Annotated in this window: 15 protein-coding genes and 2 pseudogenes; 9 read left to right on the top strand and 8 right to left on the bottom strand. The window is 60.0% G+C overall.

The window, feature by feature from the left end; translation table 11 throughout:
- Positions 1 to 11: 11 nt before the first annotated feature.
- Entirely contained in the window at positions 12 to 1,028 is a 1,017-nt protein-coding gene (locus AB7535_RS19030; RefSeq protein ID WP_439036773.1) for a zinc-dependent alcohol dehydrogenase, read from the top strand.
- A gap of 23 nt (positions 1,029 to 1,051) precedes the next feature.
- Complete coding sequence (locus AB7535_RS19025; RefSeq protein WP_439036772.1) at positions 1,052 to 1,717, top strand: HAD family hydrolase; 666 nt, start codon at positions 1,052 to 1,054, stop codon at positions 1,715 to 1,717.
- A 598-nt stretch (positions 1,718 to 2,315) separates the two neighbouring features.
- On the opposite strand, the gene AB7535_RS19020 is transcribed toward AB7535_RS19025, so the two are convergent.
- Positions 2,316 to 3,437 (bottom strand): D-alanine--D-alanine ligase family protein, encoded by a 1,122-nt coding sequence (locus AB7535_RS19020; RefSeq protein ID WP_439036771.1) that lies wholly within the window; start codon positions 3,435 to 3,437, stop codon positions 2,316 to 2,318.
- 438 nt (positions 3,438 to 3,875) lie between these two features.
- Positions 3,876 to 4,140 (bottom strand): annotated as a pseudogene (locus tag AB7535_RS19015) (transposase); the annotation flags it as partial.
- 36 nt (positions 4,141 to 4,176) lie between these two features.
- Between AB7535_RS19015 and AB7535_RS19010 the strand changes: the two are divergent.
- From AB7535_RS19010 to AB7535_RS18990, 5 genes are all read left to right on the top strand, one after another.
- Positions 4,177 to 5,013, top strand: a complete 837-nt coding sequence (locus AB7535_RS19010) for a hypothetical protein (protein ID WP_439037378.1) — start codon at positions 4,177 to 4,179, stop codon at positions 5,011 to 5,013.
- A 152-nt stretch (positions 5,014 to 5,165) separates the two neighbouring features.
- A complete protein-coding gene (locus AB7535_RS19005) occupies positions 5,166 to 5,693 on the top strand; it encodes a hypothetical protein (protein WP_439036770.1) in 528 nt (175 codons plus the stop codon).
- 138 nt (positions 5,694 to 5,831) lie between these two features.
- Entirely contained in the window at positions 5,832 to 6,773 is a 942-nt protein-coding gene (locus AB7535_RS19000; RefSeq protein ID WP_439036769.1) for an MBL fold metallo-hydrolase, read from the top strand.
- Positions 6,774 to 6,877: 104 nt separating this feature from the next.
- Positions 6,878 to 8,002 (top strand): WD40/YVTN/BNR-like repeat-containing protein, encoded by a 1,125-nt coding sequence (locus AB7535_RS18995; RefSeq protein WP_439036768.1) that lies wholly within the window; start codon positions 6,878 to 6,880, stop codon positions 8,000 to 8,002.
- A 98-nt stretch (positions 8,003 to 8,100) separates the two neighbouring features.
- Positions 8,101 to 9,117, top strand: a complete 1,017-nt coding sequence (locus AB7535_RS18990; protein ID WP_439036767.1) for a Vgb family protein — start codon at positions 8,101 to 8,103, stop codon at positions 9,115 to 9,117.
- A gap of 21 nt (positions 9,118 to 9,138) precedes the next feature.
- On the opposite strand, the gene AB7535_RS18985 is transcribed toward AB7535_RS18990, so the two are convergent.
- Complete coding sequence (locus AB7535_RS18985) at positions 9,139 to 9,987, bottom strand: HoxN/HupN/NixA family nickel/cobalt transporter (protein ID WP_439036766.1); 849 nt, start codon at positions 9,985 to 9,987, stop codon at positions 9,139 to 9,141.
- Positions 9,988 to 10,466: 479 nt separating this feature from the next.
- Here AB7535_RS18985 and AB7535_RS18980 point away from each other — a divergent pair, with 479 nt between their 5' ends.
- Entirely contained in the window at positions 10,467 to 11,990 is a 1,524-nt protein-coding gene (locus tag AB7535_RS18980) for a multicopper oxidase family protein (RefSeq protein WP_439036765.1), read from the top strand.
- An 898-nt stretch (positions 11,991 to 12,888) separates the two neighbouring features.
- Here AB7535_RS18980 and AB7535_RS18975 read toward each other — a convergent pair.
- The 5 genes and pseudogenes from AB7535_RS18975 to AB7535_RS18955 all read right to left on the bottom strand — a co-directional run.
- Positions 12,889 to 13,110 (bottom strand): hypothetical protein, encoded by a 222-nt coding sequence (locus AB7535_RS18975; RefSeq protein ID WP_439037354.1) that lies wholly within the window; start codon positions 13,108 to 13,110, stop codon positions 12,889 to 12,891.
- A 5-nt stretch (positions 13,111 to 13,115) separates the two neighbouring features.
- Positions 13,116 to 14,396 (bottom strand): tetratricopeptide repeat protein, encoded by a 1,281-nt coding sequence (locus AB7535_RS18970; RefSeq protein ID WP_439036764.1) that lies wholly within the window; start codon positions 14,394 to 14,396, stop codon positions 13,116 to 13,118.
- 274 nt (positions 14,397 to 14,670) lie between these two features.
- Positions 14,671 to 14,937, bottom strand: coding sequence for a hypothetical protein (locus AB7535_RS18965; RefSeq protein ID WP_439036763.1), 267 nt, complete (start codon positions 14,935 to 14,937; stop codon positions 14,671 to 14,673).
- A gap of 74 nt (positions 14,938 to 15,011) precedes the next feature.
- Complete coding sequence (locus AB7535_RS18960) at positions 15,012 to 15,272, bottom strand: hypothetical protein (RefSeq protein WP_439037353.1); 261 nt, start codon at positions 15,270 to 15,272, stop codon at positions 15,012 to 15,014.
- 1,129 nt (positions 15,273 to 16,401) lie between these two features.
- A pseudogene (locus AB7535_RS18955) lies at positions 16,402 to 17,178 on the bottom strand (IS110 family transposase); the annotation flags it as partial.
- Positions 17,179 to 17,453: 275 nt separating this feature from the next.
- Between AB7535_RS18955 and AB7535_RS18950 the strand changes: the two are divergent.
- Positions 17,454 to 17,765, top strand: coding sequence for a DUF736 domain-containing protein (locus tag AB7535_RS18950; RefSeq protein ID WP_439036762.1), 312 nt, complete (start codon positions 17,454 to 17,456; stop codon positions 17,763 to 17,765).
- Positions 17,766 to 17,937 lie beyond the last annotated feature (172 nt).

Raw genomic sequence — 17,937 nt, 5'->3', positions numbered from 1 at the left:
GGGTTTTGAACATGCGCGCAGCGGTGCTCCACGAAGTTCGCGATATTCGCGTCACCGAAATTCCGACGCCAACGCCGGCCGCTGATGAGGTCATCGTGAAGGTTAAGGCCGTAGGCGTCTGCGGCAGCGATTTGCACTCGTACCTTGAAGGCGGCACAACGGGTCCGACCCGGATCAATCCGTTTGTGCTTGGTCACGAATTTTCCGGCACGCTGATTCCGGAGAGTGCGAAACGGGCAGGCTTACCGGCGGATGCGCTGTTCGCCGTGGACCCGTCGATTTCATGCGGTCGTTGCGAGTGGTGTCATCGCGGCCATACCAATCTCTGTCCTAATGTGCGGTTTCTGGGTTACGCCCCGAACAACGGGGCGATGGCCGAGTTCATCTGTGTGCCGACATCCGCGTTACACATCGTGCCTGACAGCATCGATCCCGCAGGTGCGGCCATTCTGGAAACGCTTGGCGTTGCGATCCACGCCATGGATCTCGCGCGCCCCCGATTAATGGAGACCGTCGCAGTGCTTGGCTGCGGCCCGGTCGGTTTGCTGCTGATACAGTTGGCGCGCCTCGCGGGCGCCAGCAAGATCATCGCGATTGACCCGATAAAGGAACGGGCGGATATCGCTTGCGATCTTGGCGCCCACGTCAGCTGCGGCTGTCCTGAAGAAGCTATTGGCTTTACCGACGGCCGCGGCGCCGACCTCGTTATCGAGGCGACGGACTCCTCGCACGGCTTCGAGCATGCCGCGCGCAGTGCCCGCATTGGTGGTCGACTCGTCATCGTCGGAATCCCGGAGAATAATCAGTATGTGCTGAGCGGCGCAGAATCGCGCCGCAAGGGCCTGTCGATTAAATTTTCGCGTCGCATGCCGGAGGTCTATCCGCGAGCGATCGCTCTGGCAGAGGGCGGTCACGTTAAACTCGCCCCCCTCGCAACGCATCGCTTTTCGCTGGACCAGACGCCGGTGGCGTTCGAACAGCAGGCTGCGCGCCGCGACGGGATCATCAAGGCGATCATTTACCCCTAACCCTGTGCTCGCGAGCTCAGTGAATGGCCAAAGCGCTGATTTTCGACTTCGATGGCGTTGTCGCTGACAGCGAGGTTCTAGCCAACACTGTGCTTGCCGAAATCGTAACCGAGCTTGGCGTGCCGACGACGGTTGAGGACTCGTACCGTGCCTATCTAGGTAAGCGCTTCAGCGAAATTCTCGCTGAGATCGAGAGGACGGTCGGCAGAAAGCTGCCTCTCTCATTCGGCGACCAGTATCAGGCCCGCACTCTGGATCGTTTCAGGCGATCACTGCTGCCTATCGCAGGCGTGCGCGAATTCATTGCAAGATTCGATCACGTGCCGCGATGTATTGCATCGTCCTCCTCGCCGGACAGGCTCGCTCTTTGCCTCGACGTTATGAATATGACGTCTCTTTTCCATGGGCGTGTATTCAGTGCGTCCAACGTCGAACGGGGCAAACCCTACCCCGACATCTTTCTCCACGCTTCGGCCAGCATCGGAATTCCTCCAAACGCCTGCATTGTCATTGAAGACAGCCCGAGCGGAGTGACTGCGGCAAGGGCAGCGGGATGTACGGTCGTTGGACTACTGGCTGCGGGACATATCCGCGAAGACCATGGCGCCTATCTTAAGAAGGCGGGGGCGCACTACTTGGCGCTGGACTACCTTGAAACAGAGCGCATCGTTGCCCAACTGCTTGACTGAAGCGCGCGCGAACATCTCCCGGAGCGCTCTGATGTGCTAATTGACAGTGCTCGAGACTTGCTAGCTGCCCCGCAGCGTCTTCCTGGGCGAGCAGCTTTATGCCTTTCCAGACGAGTGCAACGCTATACCGGTTTCGAGATCGCTCGAGTGTCTTGAAAGCGCAATCATGGCAGATCGTGAGCGCTGTCGCGGCCGTCGCCGTCGTGGCCGCTCCGTCCGACGGGTCGTGAACGGTTGTGACAGCGAGCTTTTCGGCGGCTGGACGGCGGGGACCGATTTGGTCAAGAGCCTACAAACTGAGGCCCTTAACAAGTGGCGCACCCGACACGATTCGAACGTGTGATCTTTACCTTCGGAGGGCAACGCTGCCGGACCAGCGAGAAGCAGCACATACGGTTGGCGCGTCCGCTAGTCGCGGATCGGGCTCTCGTGAACCGAGCCGCGTCGCGTCTCGGGCATTCGGCTTCGATCCCTTCTGTAATCCGAACAAGATGGTCAAGCCCTTTTCCAGGGCACCTATGTCTCGCTTAAGGGTAGAACGGCCACTTGGGGATTAAACGTTAAGGTCCTGCTTGGACCCAAAACCGGAAAATCACGCCTAGCTCAAATAGCCCCGCTCCAGTGTTTGGCGCTGCCGGTGTCGATCGAGCGCTCGGTCAACGAGGCGCGTCAATAGCTCTCCATAAGGCAAGCCCGAAGCTTCCATCATCTTCGGATACATGCTGATCGAGGTGAATCCGGGGAGGGTGTTGATCTCATTGAAGTAGAACTCGCCGGTTTGTCGGTCGAGGAAAAAGTCAACGCGAGCAAGGTCGCTACATTCGAGGGCCACGAACGCCTCGGCCGCGAGTGACCGCACGCGCTCCATTTGGGCTGCGTCCAGCTTGGCCGGCAGATCAACCTGAGCACCATCGGGATCGAGGTATTTTGCCTCGTACGAATAGAATTCATGGTGAGAGCTGGGGTTCAGTTCGCTCGCGAGGCTCACCAAAGGTGGCTCGCCCTCAAGCACCGCCACTTCAATTTCGCGTGCGTCGATGCCCTGCTCAACCAACACCTTCAAATCATAACGGAATGCATCATCAATCGCCGCGCCGAGCACATCCCATGCTTTGACTTTATGAATGCCGACACTAGAGCCCATGTTGCAGGGCTTGACGAAGACAGGGAGCTTCAAACCTTCGGCCGCCTTCGCGAGAGATGAAGGCCGATCCTGTATGAAAGCTCTACGAGTGAGCGCGCGATAGGGCGCGACGGGAATGCCAGCCAGTCTGGCGAGGCGTTTAGCGACATCCTTATCCATGCTGACGGCGGAAGCGAGAACGCCGGATCCAACATAGGCGACTTCGGCTAAATCTAACAAGCCCTGTACGGTGCCGTCTTCGCAGAGTGGTCCATGTATGACCGGAAAGACAACATCGATCTCAATTGGGTTGGCCACTTCCGCGTAAATCGGGATGAGGGTGCCGCGTCCGCCAGGTCCCCTTGCGAGCCGCACCTCAAGTGCATCGGGCAGGATCGGCAAGGCCTGAGCGGACGCCTGATCAATGAGACGAAGATCGTTCCATTGCCAGAGCCCCGTCTTGTCGATGCTGACCGGAATTACCTCAAAACGCTCGCGGTCGAGGTGCCGGAGCACGGCGGCCGCCGATTTCAGCGAGACCTCATGTTCGCCGGACCTGCCGCCATAGAGAAGGACGACGCGAATCTTCTCAGTCATAGGCTCAATCATAACGGGCAATGCGGTCATCTTCTAGGCCCGCCGACGATCGTACTTAGACCAGATGGCGTGTCTCCTGGCCGCTTCCGGCCCATCACGGCCGTCGGCTGGTCCACGAGAAATATCTGCTTGTGAGGCGGAAGAAGTATACAGTGTTCGGTGGCCCGCCGTACCGCCGGTCACGCTCTACTCGCAGGCATACGCCTGCGAGTAGAGCCGCGGAGCGTCTCCGCCCCTTGGGTCACGATCGTTGCCGCCTACTGCTTCTGCCTGGTCCTCGCTTCTGTTCGAAGTCGGCCACAAATGGCTCGCTCCAGGATGGGGTCCGGCGAGGCGAGCTCGTCCAAGCTCACAGCACGTGCTGAAACGCACAGGGATCGAAACGGACTGACCTTCCCCACGTCTTCGGCAGAGCAGATAGCTACGCCGGAACGATCCTTAAGTCGCGTTCGAAGCCGATGGCTGGCCGAAGCGAAATTCGGTACCGGTCACCCACATACGGTGCATGATAATAGCCAGCTTTCTGCCACGCATCCTTTCTTCGCCCTACGCGTTTGGCGAGCTTTATGCCCCACGCGCGCAGAACAGACCATTTCTTCGCGATCCGAAGATGCGAGTTCGCTGCTTCGTAGAGAGCGTGACGCATCAGCTTGTCACCACACTTGCTGATATTACCAGACCGGTCGATCTCGCCAGACTGATAGATTACGCCCGGGGATAGCCATGTTAGTGTGTGCGCATGACCGGAACTGCCCTGAATGTCTTGTCGTTCCTGTTGCTCGGCTTCTTCCTCGGAATGAGGCATGCGACCGACGCCGACCATGTGGTCGCTATCGCGACGATCGTCAGCCGTGAACGCAGCGTGGCGGGTTCGGCGCTGATCGGTGCCGCTTGGGGCGTAGGACACACCATCACGGTCATGGCGGTCGGTGCGGCGATCGTCGTGTTCGGGGTCGTTATCCCGCCGCAGCTTGGTCTGTCGATGGAATTTGCGGTCGGCATCATGCTGATCCTGCTCGGCGTTCTCACCTTGACGGGGATCGGGCGCGCGGTCGGCGCAGCTCACGTCCATGCCGGCGTCCGCAGCGGACATACGCTTGATCTTCATGACCACTTGCATGCGCACGGCGATTACGTGCACCGGCACCCGCACGGTCACCACCTTGGTGCGCACGGGCACACTGAGGAGCATACACCATTGGCGCGGCTTGACCGATCCTGGCTCGGGCGGATCGCGCTCTATGAGTGGCTGCGCCCCTTCGCGGTCGGCCTCGTGCACGGCCTTGCAGGATCGGCCGCCGTCGCCCTGATGGTCCTATCCATCATACGCGAGCCGATCGCTGCGCTCGGCTATCTGCTGCTGTTCGGGCTCGGCACCATCGCCGGAATGATGTTGATCACGCTGATACTGTCGGCGCCGTTTGTGTTCACGGCGGTCAATCTGCCGAAATTCAATTGGCGGCTCCGGGTGGCCTCGGGGCTCGTTAGCTTCGTCTTCGGGCTGGTCCTGGTCTACGGGATCGGCTTTGCCGAGGGGGGCCTGTTCACTGGCGCACCGACCTGGGAACCCCATTGACCGCAAGTTGGCGACGGCAAGGAATTGGTGCGGGCAGGTCTGTTTCACCGCCGCGTCGGTTGACCGCCGCGGAAACCGAGGGATAGACTGCCGCAACCATAAATGGAGGATGCGCCATTCAGACGATCGGCACGGCCGGTGGGCGATCCTTGTTGCTGGCGGGCGTCGTTGTGGCGCTCGCGGCAACCGCGGGTGTGGCATGGCTACACGAGATCCGACCGCGGTCGCAACCAGCCCTGCAACCGATCAACGCGCGGGCCGAGAAGGCGCAGCTGCCGGCATTGACGGCGGACGAGGAGCGCTTCGCAACAACCTTGTGGGCGGTCCACCGTGAGGCGACGCGGTCGGCCGTGGCATTGAGCTTTGCCGGCATCACCTATCAGACCGAGGATCGGGACGCACGGGCGTTCGCACGAAAGATCGAGCCGCTGGCGAAATTCTTTCATGATGCCGAAATGCAGGTCCGCGCCATGAGCGCGCCACCCTCGCTATCAAAGACACAGTCGCAGTACGTCGACGCGATGGCACTCTACGCCAACGCCGCGGCCGAGATGCTAAAGTTCGCCGAAGACGGCGACTCGCAGCGACTCCAAGTTGCGCATGGGTTGGATGTGAAGGCTTCGGAGTACATGCTTCGCGTTGGCGAAGTGCTTTGGCCGGGACAATACAAGCCGCACTAGTGGTCGATCGAAGGGAAGCAGCAAGCGAAATCCGATCTTTCAGTCAAAAAAGAAGTCATCTAGCTGTAACGGAGGAACGCAATGAGAAAATGTGCACCAAGAATCCGTTCGTTTGCGTTGACCGCGGGGATAGCGGCGATGACAAGCCTATTCGGCTTGGCGGCGCAGGCCCAACAACCGGTCTGCTCGGCATGGCTGGTCGAGAGCAGCCGTTTCATGAACGTGCCGTTCGGATCCTTCATGCCAGATCGGACTTTCGTGCCTGGCAGCACCAAGCCGGAGAGCAACATTCCGAGCGTCGATCTGCCGGTAAACATCGGCGTGATCAAATGCGGAAGTGAGTTGATCCTCTACGATACCGGTTGGAAGCAGCAGGATTACCTGAAGATGACCGGGTCGGATCACTGGGCTCCGCTGCCGGACCAGTTGAAGGCTCTCGGCTTCAATGCGGCCGATGTCACCAAGGTAGTGATCGGCCACGCTCATTGGGACCACGCCGGCCAATTGTCCGACCTGCCCAATGCCGTGCTCTACGTCCAGCGCGAAGAGCTCAAAGCGATTGAATGGGCCCTCAACTATCCGGAACCGCACATCCGGGCGGTTAACTCCGATCCGGGGGGCTGCAACCGTACGCCTGCTTGCGGCTACATGCCGCTCACCGTCGAGGAGGTCTACGGCAAGGTGCTGAAGGGCAAGGCGGTGATCGTCGACGGCGAGACGGAGATCCTGCCGGGCGTGCGGATTCATCCGGCGTTTCGCGCTCATACAGCCGGCTCGCAACTGCTCGAGGTGCCGACCAGCATCGGTAAACTAGTATTTGGCTCGGACGCGTTCTCGTCGTACGAGGGCATCCGCGATTGGATGACGGCGAACGTGCAGCAGACTGATACCGTCCAGCAGTTTCTCGCCTATGAGAAGTGCTACAAGATCACCGGCGGCTATAACAACTGCGTCGCCGCCCACGAGCCGCTGAGCTACACGGACAAGTATCCGTTGACGAAGAATTCTTGGGTAGCGCTGAACGGCGGCCGCATGGCCGAGCTCACGCTGGCGCCGGGTGAAAAGTCGCGCAAGCCATGAGAGGTGTTTTCGAAGTGGGATCAGTCTTCCCACCTCGACCGCTTGATCCTGCGATTGGAAGAAGAAGTATCTGCGCGCGTTGGCTGCCCCTCTGGCTTGCCTGCGTGATGTTCCTTTTGACTGGCAGCGTGTCTGCGCATGACGCGAGCAGCTATGGTGGCGTGTTTCGCTCCCGTGATCTCGGCGCCGCCTGGTTGAATGCTGATGTCGGCCTGTTTCTCAATGCGGCACTTGTCGTCGCCGTCGACCCAAGCGATTCCTCCCACCTGTTGGTCGGCACCGACCTCGGAATCTTGAGTTCGCACAATGGAGGTCGGAGCTGGGTGCCGGAGGCGCGAGATCTTGTCATCGGCGCGGTATTCGCGCTTGCCTTCTCGCCGGAGGGCGAGTTGGCGGTGTGCGCGGCTGCAAACGGTCTGTTTCGCCGCGACCGCAACGGTTGGCTGCGCGCCAGGGCCCCGGACTCCGCGATTCCGGCGCGAACTCTGGTCGGCGGACCAGCGAACAATCATTTCTATCTGCTCGGGCGCAGCGGGCTGTTTTCGAGCGAGGACGGCGGGCGCACCTATGCGGTCGTGCCCGGGGTCCCCCAGGGGAGCGAGATGACGGCGCTGGCGGCAATTGCGGGAACGGCCGACACTCTGGCGGCGGTGATTGAGGGCCGAGCGATGATCAGCCGCGATGGGGGACGCACCTGGTCCGACGCCGGTTTTGGCGGCGCAGACGCGCCCGTCGACACGATCGCCACCGATGCGATGCGGCCGCGTCGGTTGTGGGCGGCGGCGCGCGGCAGAGTCGTTGTCCGCGACGATCTCGGTTCCGATTGGCATTCCGTTGGACGTTCACTGCCTGAGCCGAAAGCCAGAGTGCGCGGTATTGCGGCGAGCGCAGACGCGATGGTCCTGGTGGTTTCCTCTGATCGCGGAATCTACCGCAGCGAGGATGGCGGAGAAACGTGGGCGCAGAAAGAAGACAACCTTCCGATTCATATCGAGGCCGGCCCTCTCGCCCGCGATCCGAAAGATGCCGGTGTCATCTACGCTGTCTTTTCGCTGATGCCCTATGCGGAGGTCTGGCGCATGGCGGTCGACGGCGGCAACCTGTTGGCGCGCATCGAACCGATCAGCCTGGCCGGTGCTTTCTCGTTCGTTCTGCTCGTTCTGATCGGCGGCTGCCTTGCGGTACGTTACCTGTCACGCAAACGCGGCGCCGCCGATTTGTCGCTTTGATCCGCGCGTGGCCGCCGGTACCACTGACGCGAATAGCCGCGGCCACTATCGTTGAGAAGTTCGGATTCAGGAACGGTATCAGAGTCGTGGAGTGACTGGTGTCGACTTCGAAACTCGTGCGGAGTGCACCGCGAAGGATTGTGAACTTCGGAATCGGGGCGTTAACCGCAATGCTTTGTATCGCGGTTCTGGCGGGCGGTGCGCTGGTGCTGGTACGAGCCGTCGCCAAGGAAAAATTCGTTGAGTACCGCATGGGCGGGCCAGAGGATGCGCCAATCGCGATTGCAGCAGGCATCGACGGCAGCATCTGGTTTACCATCGACCATGCCTATGCGATCGGTCGCGTGCGGAATGGCCGCATCGAGCGGCTGCCTACGTCGAACCGCAACATCGAGCCGCTCGGGCTCGCGGTCGCGGCTGACGGTAGCGCCTGGTACACGGACCTCGCCGCGCGCGCTATTACGCGCGTGAGCAGTAGCGGCGAGATCGCACGGTTTATGCTCGATACTCCGATCACTCGCCTCGGACGGCTGGCGATCGCGCCCGATGGGGCCGCTTGGTTCGCCGACCTGACCGGCTATGGCGTGACCAGGCTGAAAGCCGGAGTTTTTACCCGCCATCGAATCGAATCTGCGAGGGGCGGACCCTATGGCATCGCCGTGTCCACCGATGGCACCGTGTGGGCGACTTTGCAGAACGGCAACCAGCTGCTCCGTGTCGCCGCCGATGGGACTAGCGAGACGTTCGACCTCCCCCACGGTGGCGCCGTGCCAACTGACGTCGCGGCTGGCTCCGACGGCTCGGTGTGGTTCCTGCAATTCCGCGCCAACCAAATCGGGCGTTTCAAGGATGGGCAATTCTCGGATGTCGAAGTGGGGCAGGAAAACGTCGGTCTAAGCGGTATTGCCATTGCTCCCAACGACGACGTGTGGTTCGGCATGATGCGCCGTGCGAGTGTCGGGCGATTGCGCAATGGCCGCATCGCGGTCTTTCCGCTGCCGCGCGACAATGCCCGGCCATTCAGTGTCGCTGTCGATCGCGATGGCAATGTCTGGTATGCGGATATTAGCGGATTTGTCGGCATGCTGCCGGCCAAGCATGCGGGGGCACCCTAAGCGCAGAAGACACAATGAGAGTTAGGACGCCGACAATGCCGCCAGTTCGGATACCGCCCGAATTGTCAGCACGACGCCCATCCCGACGATCAGCAGACTGGTGGCGATCTGCAGGCGGACCATCCAGATGCTCTCCAGCCAGTCGAGCACCTTTTCGCCGACTTTCGCGGCAACGATGCCGACCACCACCAGCGTCGCCGCGAAGCCCAGGCTGAATACCAGGACGGTGATCACGCCCAGCATGACTTTTCCGCTCGACAAGGCGCCGAGCAGCAGCGCCAGCGCGGCGGGATCTGGGAGCAGGCCACCTGCAACACCCAACGCCAGCAGCACCGGCAACTTCGGACGATTTTCGGCCACGACGTCAAGCCGGTGCGCATGGACTTTGCCGAATCCGTGGCTATGCCAGACCACCGGCTCGTGACGGCCATCGCCATGAGCATGCCCATGGCTATGCGGGTGGTCGTGGTGAGCGTGGTCGTGCTCCTGATCGCGCGCGCGGGCGTCCGCACGATGCGTAGCGTCGGCCGGCTGATAAGCTTCGCCCATCGCGAGCGCCACAAGATCGCGCTGCGTCCATAGCATCCATAGGCCGAGCACGATCACCAGACTGCCGACTACGACCGCCAGATAGGCTTCAATCCGATGCGGTTGCAACCAGGCTGAGCCGAGCGAAGCGAGCACGCCAATCAGGACGATACCGCTGACGTGGGAAAGCGTGACGAAAATTCCAAGGATCACCGCGTCGATCGGCTTGCCGCGCGTACCAACGATGTAGGCAGCCGCGATCGTCTTGCCGTGACCCGGTGTCGCCGCATGCGCGGCGCCCGCCCAGAAGCTTGACGCGATGAAGAACAGGAGTTCTCGCATTCAGGGCAGACCGTCAGTTGGCCGGTTATGGTCGTGGAATGTGCTACTTTAACGCGGTCAAAAATTCCCTCAAGGCCGCCACGGGGGCCACGGATTGGATTCGCGCCGTGCTCTTGCCTGCAGCTCGCTTCAGTCGCCGCCGATCCGTCAAGCCTTTGCTTGTCTGCATTCGCATGACCAGACCAACTTTCGCTTCGCGTCAAAAGCGGCGGATTTGAGCTCGGCCGCAAACTTCTGGTCTGCCCCTATGAACCGACATGTAGCTGCACGCGTCAACGGAAGCGATGGGCCATAACCAAAAGTTCCAGCTGCCCGCCTCGGACATTCTTCGGGCAAATTGCGATGGGAAGCTGCAAAAAGCTGTGACGAAACGGTAAGTCGCGACACATTCTAATCGCCTACCGCCATCCGGCTCACTCACAAATGGCGGGACGCAATTTGGCCCGATGGAGGATACTTAGTATCGTCTGGCGGTATCCATGCGCGTGATGAGGGATGCAATGCGCCAGTCTTGGACGCCCGACCGCCGCTTGTTTATCAGGGCCGCTAGTCGTTTCCTTGGCGCGACGGCCGCGGCCGGAGGTCTGCTGTCGCTTGGCCCATCGATGCCGGGGGCACGTTCGCAGCCTGAACCGCCACAGCCGGAGCCACTCATCCAGCCGCCGGAGATGCATAGCGTCAATGGCGTGCTCGATGCGACGATTGCGGCAGCGCCTGGATCGGTGCAACTCGGCGATCGCGCGTTTGCCGGCCTCCTTTACAATGGCGCCTATCTGCCGCCGACGCTACGAGCGCGTTTGGGAGACATGCTGCGGATCACGTTCCGCAACAATCTGACCGCCGGGCTCGATCGTCCTGGCTACGTGGGTCCTATTTGTACCGGCGCCGGCACCGCGTCGAACCTGCACTTTCACGGTATGAGCGTGTCGCCACAGGGCAACAGCGATAACGTGTTCGTTCACGTTCAACCCGGCGATACATTCCAATACCAAGTGCGCATCCCGGCGTCAGGTCGGCAAGGTCCAGGCTTGTTCTGGTACCACCCCCATGCGCACGGCTTCGTCAATGATCAAATCCTTGGCGGTATGTCAGGTGCTCTGGTCGTTGATGGCATTGATCAACTTTTCCCGCTGCTGCACAGGTTGCCTGAACGCTTTTTTCTGATCAAGCACGTCAAGTTTGACGACGAAAGCGAAATGGTTTCGATCAACGGTCAGATCAATCCCGCCGTCGTCATGCGCCCCGGCGAAATGCAATTTTGGCGCATCGCGCACATCGGAGCGTCGGATTTCTACAAATTGCGTATTGAGGGCATGCCGCTATACGTCGTGGCGACCGATGGGCACGCGTTGTCGCAGCCACGCAAGATGACCGAATGTTTCATTGGCCCCGGCGAGCGGATTGACGCCATTGCGATCGGTCCGCCGGCAGGGGAGTACCCGATGCGAACCATTTCTTTTCAGAACGAAGCCTGGCGGCCGCCGGAACCGGTTAGGCAATTGGCAGTCATCCATTCCAGCGGTTCGTCGCAGAGTGCGGCGATCGAGGATGATGTCTTGCGCCAGCGAGTCACTGGGCCGCAATGGATAAACGACCTTCGCGCCGCGGCGATTGCACGGAGACGGACGCTATCTTATTCGCGAACCGCCGACCGTAAGGTATTCATGATTGACAGCCGCGTCGTTGACGAGGCGCGCACCGACCAAACCGTAAAGCTCGGCGATACGGAAGAATGGACGGTGATCAACACGGATCAGCAGTATCACAGCTTCCACATTCACCAGACACCGTTCCTGGTGACAGAAGTAGGCGGCGTTTCCTGGCGCGATGATAGCCTGCGCGACACTTTTTCAGTACCGCCGGCAACGGACCTAGGGCCCGGCGTGCTCAAGGTCGTCATTCCGTTCACCGATCCAGAAATCGTCGGTCGATTTGTGTACCATTGTCATGCAGTCGACCACGAAGACAAGGGCATGATGGGCATCATCGAAGTCGTTGCTTGAACGCACCTGCACGCCGCGAGTAGGTGACAAATACCTTTCTCGCTCCGAGTCAAAGGCTGCCCTCGGCAGCCAGCATGATCTTAATCGGTTCACCTTCCGGCAGCCGACGTCGCGACGTTGGGAGCGAAGTCCGCCACGGGCCAACAGGGGAAGCACCGCGGCTTGACCGTTCACTGACCAAGCGCGTCCTGATAGCGTCCGGCGCGGCCAAGCCTGGAATGCCTCAGCGACAAGATTAGCGGAAAAGCCGCCGCCGGGTTGAGCGCGGCGACGGCTTCTTCTTTACGCACTCAGACGGCGGCGACTACCCGTCGCGACGCATGAAGGAAACGGTTAGCGGGCGCTGCGACGCCATCAATTGGATGACGTTCCTGTTTGCGCAATTCATCGACTAGACGTTCGAGGTACGGCGGCAGAGGCCACGCTTTGAGAGATAAGTTCTGTTGCAATCTGTCACCCACCTCGTCACAGATCGACCGGGCAGTCTGATGATCGATGTGGTCCGATATTCTGCTGGTCGGTTCCATATCGCGACCTTTCGATTAGGCCCCACGATTAACTCAAGTTACAGGGATGCGAAAATGTTTCGCGCACCTTCGAAAGAATGCCGATGGCTTCATTGAATGGAACGAAGACACTGTGCGTCAGGCCGATTGCCATTCTCAGCGCTGATACCTACAACCCGCCGAGTTAGTGAAACTCTTGGGGCGCGACTTTCAACACTCAGAATGTCCGTTCCGGGTCACGAGCAGTAATACTTGCAGTGAGCAAATCAAGTCGGCTCCGCCTCTGACAGGGGACCTCGGCAAGGCTCCCGCAATTGTCGCGATGTGCCACAAACGGACTCGCTGCCCTCCTTTAGATCTCCTCGTCAAGAAGTGTCTAACCCTCACCTCACTCATTGCTCCCGCACGCCTCCCTTCCTCAGCCCATCGACAATGTCGTCGATCTCGCGCCGAAACTGCGGGTTAGTTGAGAATGCATAAACAAGTTGACCGTACGCTTGCACGGTGAAGTTTGGTCGAACCTTGTTCAATTCGGCCAACGCCTGCCGGGCCTGCTCCAATTGTCCGGTAGTTCCGTAAGCCGAGACCAAATCTATATAGGCGTACGCGTACAAGTTGTTCAGATTGACCGCGCGCCGGCATTCTTCGATGGCTTCTCCATATTCGCGCAGGTGCAAGTGTGCATGGCAGGCCAGAAACGCCAAAGAAAAGCAACAGGATCTCTGGGACTGAGACGGAGAGCCAACTGGGCCGGGGAGAAGGCTTCGCGCGCCCGCCCGGAGACGATCAATGCGATTGCTTTACTACCGTGGGCAGTTGGATAATTTGGATCAATTTCGAGCGCAGCATCGTATTCAGCCAATGCCTCCTCGGGGTATCCAAATACAAGAATGTTTCCCTTGACCGCATGGGCCCTCGCGCTTGGCGAGCTTTTGGACAGAACTCTGTCGATGAGGTCGATCGCTTGCTTTTTGTCTTCAACAACGGACGCAGACCATCCGTTGTTCACATCTGCGGCTAAACACTGCGCTTTCCCGACCATGGCCTCAACGTTGTCCGGATCGAGCCGTAGCGCACTGTCGAACAAGTCCTTTGCCTGGGCATTTTCTGTCTTCGACCGCGCCTCATAGAACTTTGCCCAGCCGCGCATACTGAAGTCCATGGCGTCAGGATTGCGTGATCGGTCCGCTTCGCTGCGGCGGCTTTCGGCCTGGATCAGTTCAATGTTGAGCGAGCGGGCGAGCCGCGCCGTGATCCGGTCCTGCAACGCGGCGACATTGGTACGATCGCCATCGAAACGATCCGACCAGATGTCGCGGCCGCTCGGAAGATCCGTAAGGGATACGTTGACCCGGACCTGATCCCCGTTGCGCCGCACCGCGCCCTGGACTGCCCACCGGATGCCAAGATCCTTGCCGAGCGCCTTAAAGTCGATCTGCTTGTTTTTGTATGTAAAGGCCGTCCCGCGTCCGATGACGAACGCGCCAGGCATTTGCGCGAGATCGGTCGTCAGATCGGTCGTAATGCCGTCAGCGAAATAGTCCTGCTCCGGATCGTTGTTGAGGTTTGCGAATGGCAGGACGACGAGAGACAAACGGGGAGCAATGTCGGGCCGGGCCGTCGCCTCCTTCTGCGTCTGTTGCTTGTCCGGAAACACGTCGGTGCGGAGCGTCTTCCACACAGTCCAGTAGCCGACGAGGCCACCCGCGATCGCGCCGACGGCGGCAATCGAGGCAAGCGCCCCGCCGATCAACTGCAATCGTGCCCGCAGGCGACTCTTTAGATTGCGATCGGATGGCGGTTTCCCCGGTTGCTCCTTATCGGACGTCGCTTTGTCCGGTTGCTCGTTATCGGATGTCGGTTTGTCCGGTAGGTCGTCGGAGACTTCCGAGTTCGTCACCGTTGCTTCCCCGCAGGGGCCAAACGCCCGGATCCAAACACTAGCAGATTTTCGCCGCCTCGAGTTAGTCAAGGTTGCTGACTAAGTTCACGCCTCTCTCAAGTTGTTGCTTTGACAATTGTCGGTTCTACGTCGTCCGAATAGACGTCCGGTTGGGGTTCAAATGCGAAGAACTCAGAGTGAGCAAAGTAAGTCCGCTCTACCCCACCAAGCTGACCTCAATGATAGGTGTCGCCACTTCGCTGATGGGCCAGCAGCCGACATTGGCCGCTCCTCAATCGCTCCGCCTGTTAGACCGGTCCGCACTTTGGTCCAGCGCGCCGCCAAGCCAGATCGACACGGCACTCGACGGAATAATTTGCTTCGGTGTGTGCGGATTGAGGGTGCCCGCGGTCACGACCAGCCCTTCGTCGAGTTTTTCTTTCGCAAAGATCTTGGCTTCCTTCTCCGTCTCGAATGTCTTGGTCAGCCGAGGATGTCTTGGCTTTGGCAACATCCCTCGACGTTGCACCTCGAAGGTTACGTACCAAGTGTGCCTCATCGATTGCTCAAAATGTAGCGGGTCACAAAGCTGCCGTGCCGAGAAGTGCTCCGCTCGTGACCCGCAACAAGGCATTACCGCCGCACCCCAACTCGATTGACACCGCCGTTTAAGTTGCCACCGGCGTTATGACGGACTGCAGCGCGCGCTACAGGTCGAGGCCTAAGCACGACACCGGCCCGCGCGATGCAGCCCGCCGGATAACCAACATACGTGCAGTAGATCACCGCGTGAGCCGGTGCCGGGGAGAGAGAGAGACCTGCGAGTCCCAACAGAGCGCTGGCCGCAATCCCTGCAACTGTGCTCGATCCAATCCATAGACGCTTCCCATTCATGGTAATCCTCCCGCACTTGCGAACTGAAAGGAGACTCAAGCTGCCTCTGTGCTGACATTGCTTGAGCGTCGAGAAATAGTTGACGTTGATCTGGATCAAGGGCGGATGTGAAGCCATGCATGCCGGGCGGTGTCAGCATGAGAGTGCTGCCGTCCAATAATATAGATCAAGACGAAGGCGGCAAAGGCGAGTAGACTCTTGAACCTGGGGCAGTCCAGCAAAGGAGGCAGTCATGATTTCTCGACGAAAGCTTCTTTCTTCCTTGGGCTTGGCGACCACAGTAGCCGCGCTCCCGAGCATGCTGATGGTATCCGACGCCGAGGCGCAGACCGCTGGCATGGAGAGGCGTCAAGATCGACGTGAGGGGCGCCACGAGCGCCGCGAAAATCGTCGTGACGCGCGCCAAGTGCGCCGGGAGGGTCGCCGTGACGCGCGCGAAGTGCGGCGAGGAGGCACACCGGGGACGGCAGGCACGACTGCGACAGGAGTTACGACGGGAACAGCTAAGTAGCTGAGCCTAGTGGACTGCCCGGTCATCATCTTGCTCACAGTCCCGCGCAGCCTCGCTGAGTAGGTCGCGTGCGTGAAGGGCACGCTGCTTTCCCTTTACCCAGCGAGCCGCGCTCGCTTCGCCGTGAACTTTTCGGCGCGCGCTCCGCACGGTCGTTGGGGACTTTGGAGCGTATGAGCCCAGCGGGTACCGAACGACCGCTACCCACTAATCGAGAATGGCTCAAGTTCCGCGTTCTTAGTGAAATGCTCTGCTTGAGTCCGGTAAGGGTCAAAATCCGAAGAACTCACGTTGAGCACAATTGGTCTGCTCTGCTCCCGGAAGCAGACTTCCTATCCAGCCATTTATGAGTACACGCCCTTCTGTAATGGGCCCGATGATGTCAAGCCTCCCGAGTGAACGCCACGCCGCCGAGCTCATGCTTCTGTTCGTGGTCGACGCCTGGCCGCCACATCATGCTGTCAGAGGGAGCGGTGAGCCTATCTAGATACGCGTGGTTCGTCGGACGACGGCCACTGGGCGTGTAACGGCTTCACCGCATCCACCGTCCCGGCGACGGGACTTCGGGCACCGGGCTTCAGTTCATCCCGGTTGCGTTCTTGATCTCCTCCACGTCTTCTATGCTGCGATTGAGCCCGCTTCGGCCCATCGGTAAGTCGTGCCATCGACCCAGATCCGATGCAGGATCACTGCGAGCTTGCGTGCCAAGGCGACCTTTGCGCGCTTCGAGCCTCTCCGCTTGGCGACGTCCATCCCCCAGCGTTTGAGTTTTGAGAACCGCGTGATGCGCGATAGCAGAACGTTGGCGGCTTCATACAAGGCCGTCCGCACCGTCTCATCGCCGGCCAGCGTGATTCCGCCCGTGACGTCCTTTTCTCCCGATTGATATTTCTTTGGCGTGAGCCCGAACAGCGCGCCTGCTGCCTTTGACTTTACAATGCGATGAGGATCATCAATCGCCGATTTGTAGGTGATGGCCACCAGGGGACCAACGCCTGGTACTGTCATAAGCTGGCGGCAGACTGCATCATCACGCACAATTGCCAGCACAGCCTTGTGTAGTCTTCCGTATTCTGCCTTCAGGGCCGATCGTGCCGAAAGCATCGCACCAGCAATGCGCTCCAATGTCGCCTGGCCTGCAACCAACTCTCGAATCCGCGCTTCGAAATTCCTTCGCGTCACCGGGCCAACCTTCAGACCGAAGCCGCGCAAAATCCCTCGGATACTTAATTCTACATCGATCAGCCGCCCGAGAAGCTGTTTGCGTGCGATCAGGAGTGCCCGGATCTCTTGCGCATCAACCGACTTTGCGTGTAGACGTCGCTTTCGTCCTGATCGATCCCGCCGTTTTCCAATGCTGTGGTGGGCGTTGGCAGCCATGGTCATCGCTGTCAGTTCGGTCATGGGCTCGCGTCCAACGCACCCTCGATTGGCTGATTAGGCCCGAGGGACGGCAAGAGCCTCGATCGCCTTCCCGCAACAGCTCACGCCTGCTTTTTTCCCCTGCCGCCAAGCGGCGGCATTCCTCGCGGAAGACAAAAAAGCAGGCTTTCGCCGTCCTCCGCTGGCGCTGCGGGCCTGGTGGCTGCGGGCCGATCGCTTCCCGGGCCAAGGATCGCCATCGAGGCTGCGATGGGCGCGGCCCGAACAACAGACAGACGGAGATCACCATGGCGACCATCGGCACTTTCACCGCTTCGGACAACGGCTACACCGGCTCGATCAAGACGCTAACGCTGAACATCAAGGCCAAGTTCACGGCCTCCGAGAAGGACAACGACAAGGCTCCCGACTACCGCATTTTCGCAGGAGCGACCGAGTTTGGCGCCGCCTGGAAGAAGACCGTCCGCGACAGCGACCGCGAATATCTCTCGGTCAAGCTCGACGATCCGAGCTTCCCGGCTCCGATCTACGCCTCGCTGGTCAAGGTCGAAGGCGACGAGGGTTTCAGTCTGATCTGGTCGCGCCGCAGCGGCGACTGACGCCTTCGGATCATCGGCCCCGCCTCCTCGGAGGCGGGGCCTTTTTGCGTTTTCCTGCGCCGCTGTTTAAGGGGAAGGAGAAGAGCAATTCTGCCTCCAAAGGAGGCGCGCACCGTCGGATTTGCGGGACACCTCAAGCACGATTTGAGGCGCCTAGTTGTAAGTTAATTGA

This window comes from Bradyrhizobium sp. 956_D2_N1_4, assembly GCF_052076025.1.
Taxonomy (GTDB): domain Bacteria; phylum Pseudomonadota; class Alphaproteobacteria; order Rhizobiales; family Xanthobacteraceae; genus Bradyrhizobium; species Bradyrhizobium barranii.
Note: the sequence above shows the minus strand (reverse complement) of the source record. Positions and strands in the feature narration are given on the sequence as shown.

Bases quoted from the DNA above. Each gene is read 5' to 3' on its own strand.
- AB7535_RS19000 (WP_439036769.1), top strand. From the start codon at position 5,832: ATGACAAGCCTATTCGGCTTGGCGGCGCAGGCCCAACAACCGGTCTGC.
- AB7535_RS19020 (WP_439036771.1), bottom strand. From the start codon at position 3,437: ATGACTGAGAAGATTCGCGTCGTCCTTCTCTATGGCGGCAGGTCCGGC.
- AB7535_RS18980 (WP_439036765.1), top strand. From the start codon at position 10,467: ATGCGCGTGATGAGGGATGCAATGCGCCAGTCTTGGACGCCCGACCGC.
- AB7535_RS19010 (WP_439037378.1), top strand. From the start codon at position 4,177: ATGACCGGAACTGCCCTGAATGTCTTGTCGTTCCTGTTGCTCGGCTTC.
- AB7535_RS18960 (WP_439037353.1), bottom strand. From the start codon at position 15,272: ATGAATGGGAAGCGTCTATGGATTGGATCGAGCACAGTTGCAGGGATT.
- AB7535_RS19030 (WP_439036773.1), top strand. From the start codon at position 12: ATGCGCGCAGCGGTGCTCCACGAAGTTCGCGATATTCGCGTCACCGAA.
- AB7535_RS18950 (WP_439036762.1), top strand. From the start codon at position 17,454: ATGGCGACCATCGGCACTTTCACCGCTTCGGACAACGGCTACACCGGC.
- AB7535_RS19025 (WP_439036772.1), top strand. From the start codon at position 1,052: ATGGCCAAAGCGCTGATTTTCGACTTCGATGGCGTTGTCGCTGACAGC.
- AB7535_RS18965 (WP_439036763.1), bottom strand. From the start codon at position 14,937: ATGAGGCACACTTGGTACGTAACCTTCGAGGTGCAACGTCGAGGGATG.
- AB7535_RS18985 (WP_439036766.1), bottom strand. From the start codon at position 9,987: ATGCGAGAACTCCTGTTCTTCATCGCGTCAAGCTTCTGGGCGGGCGCC.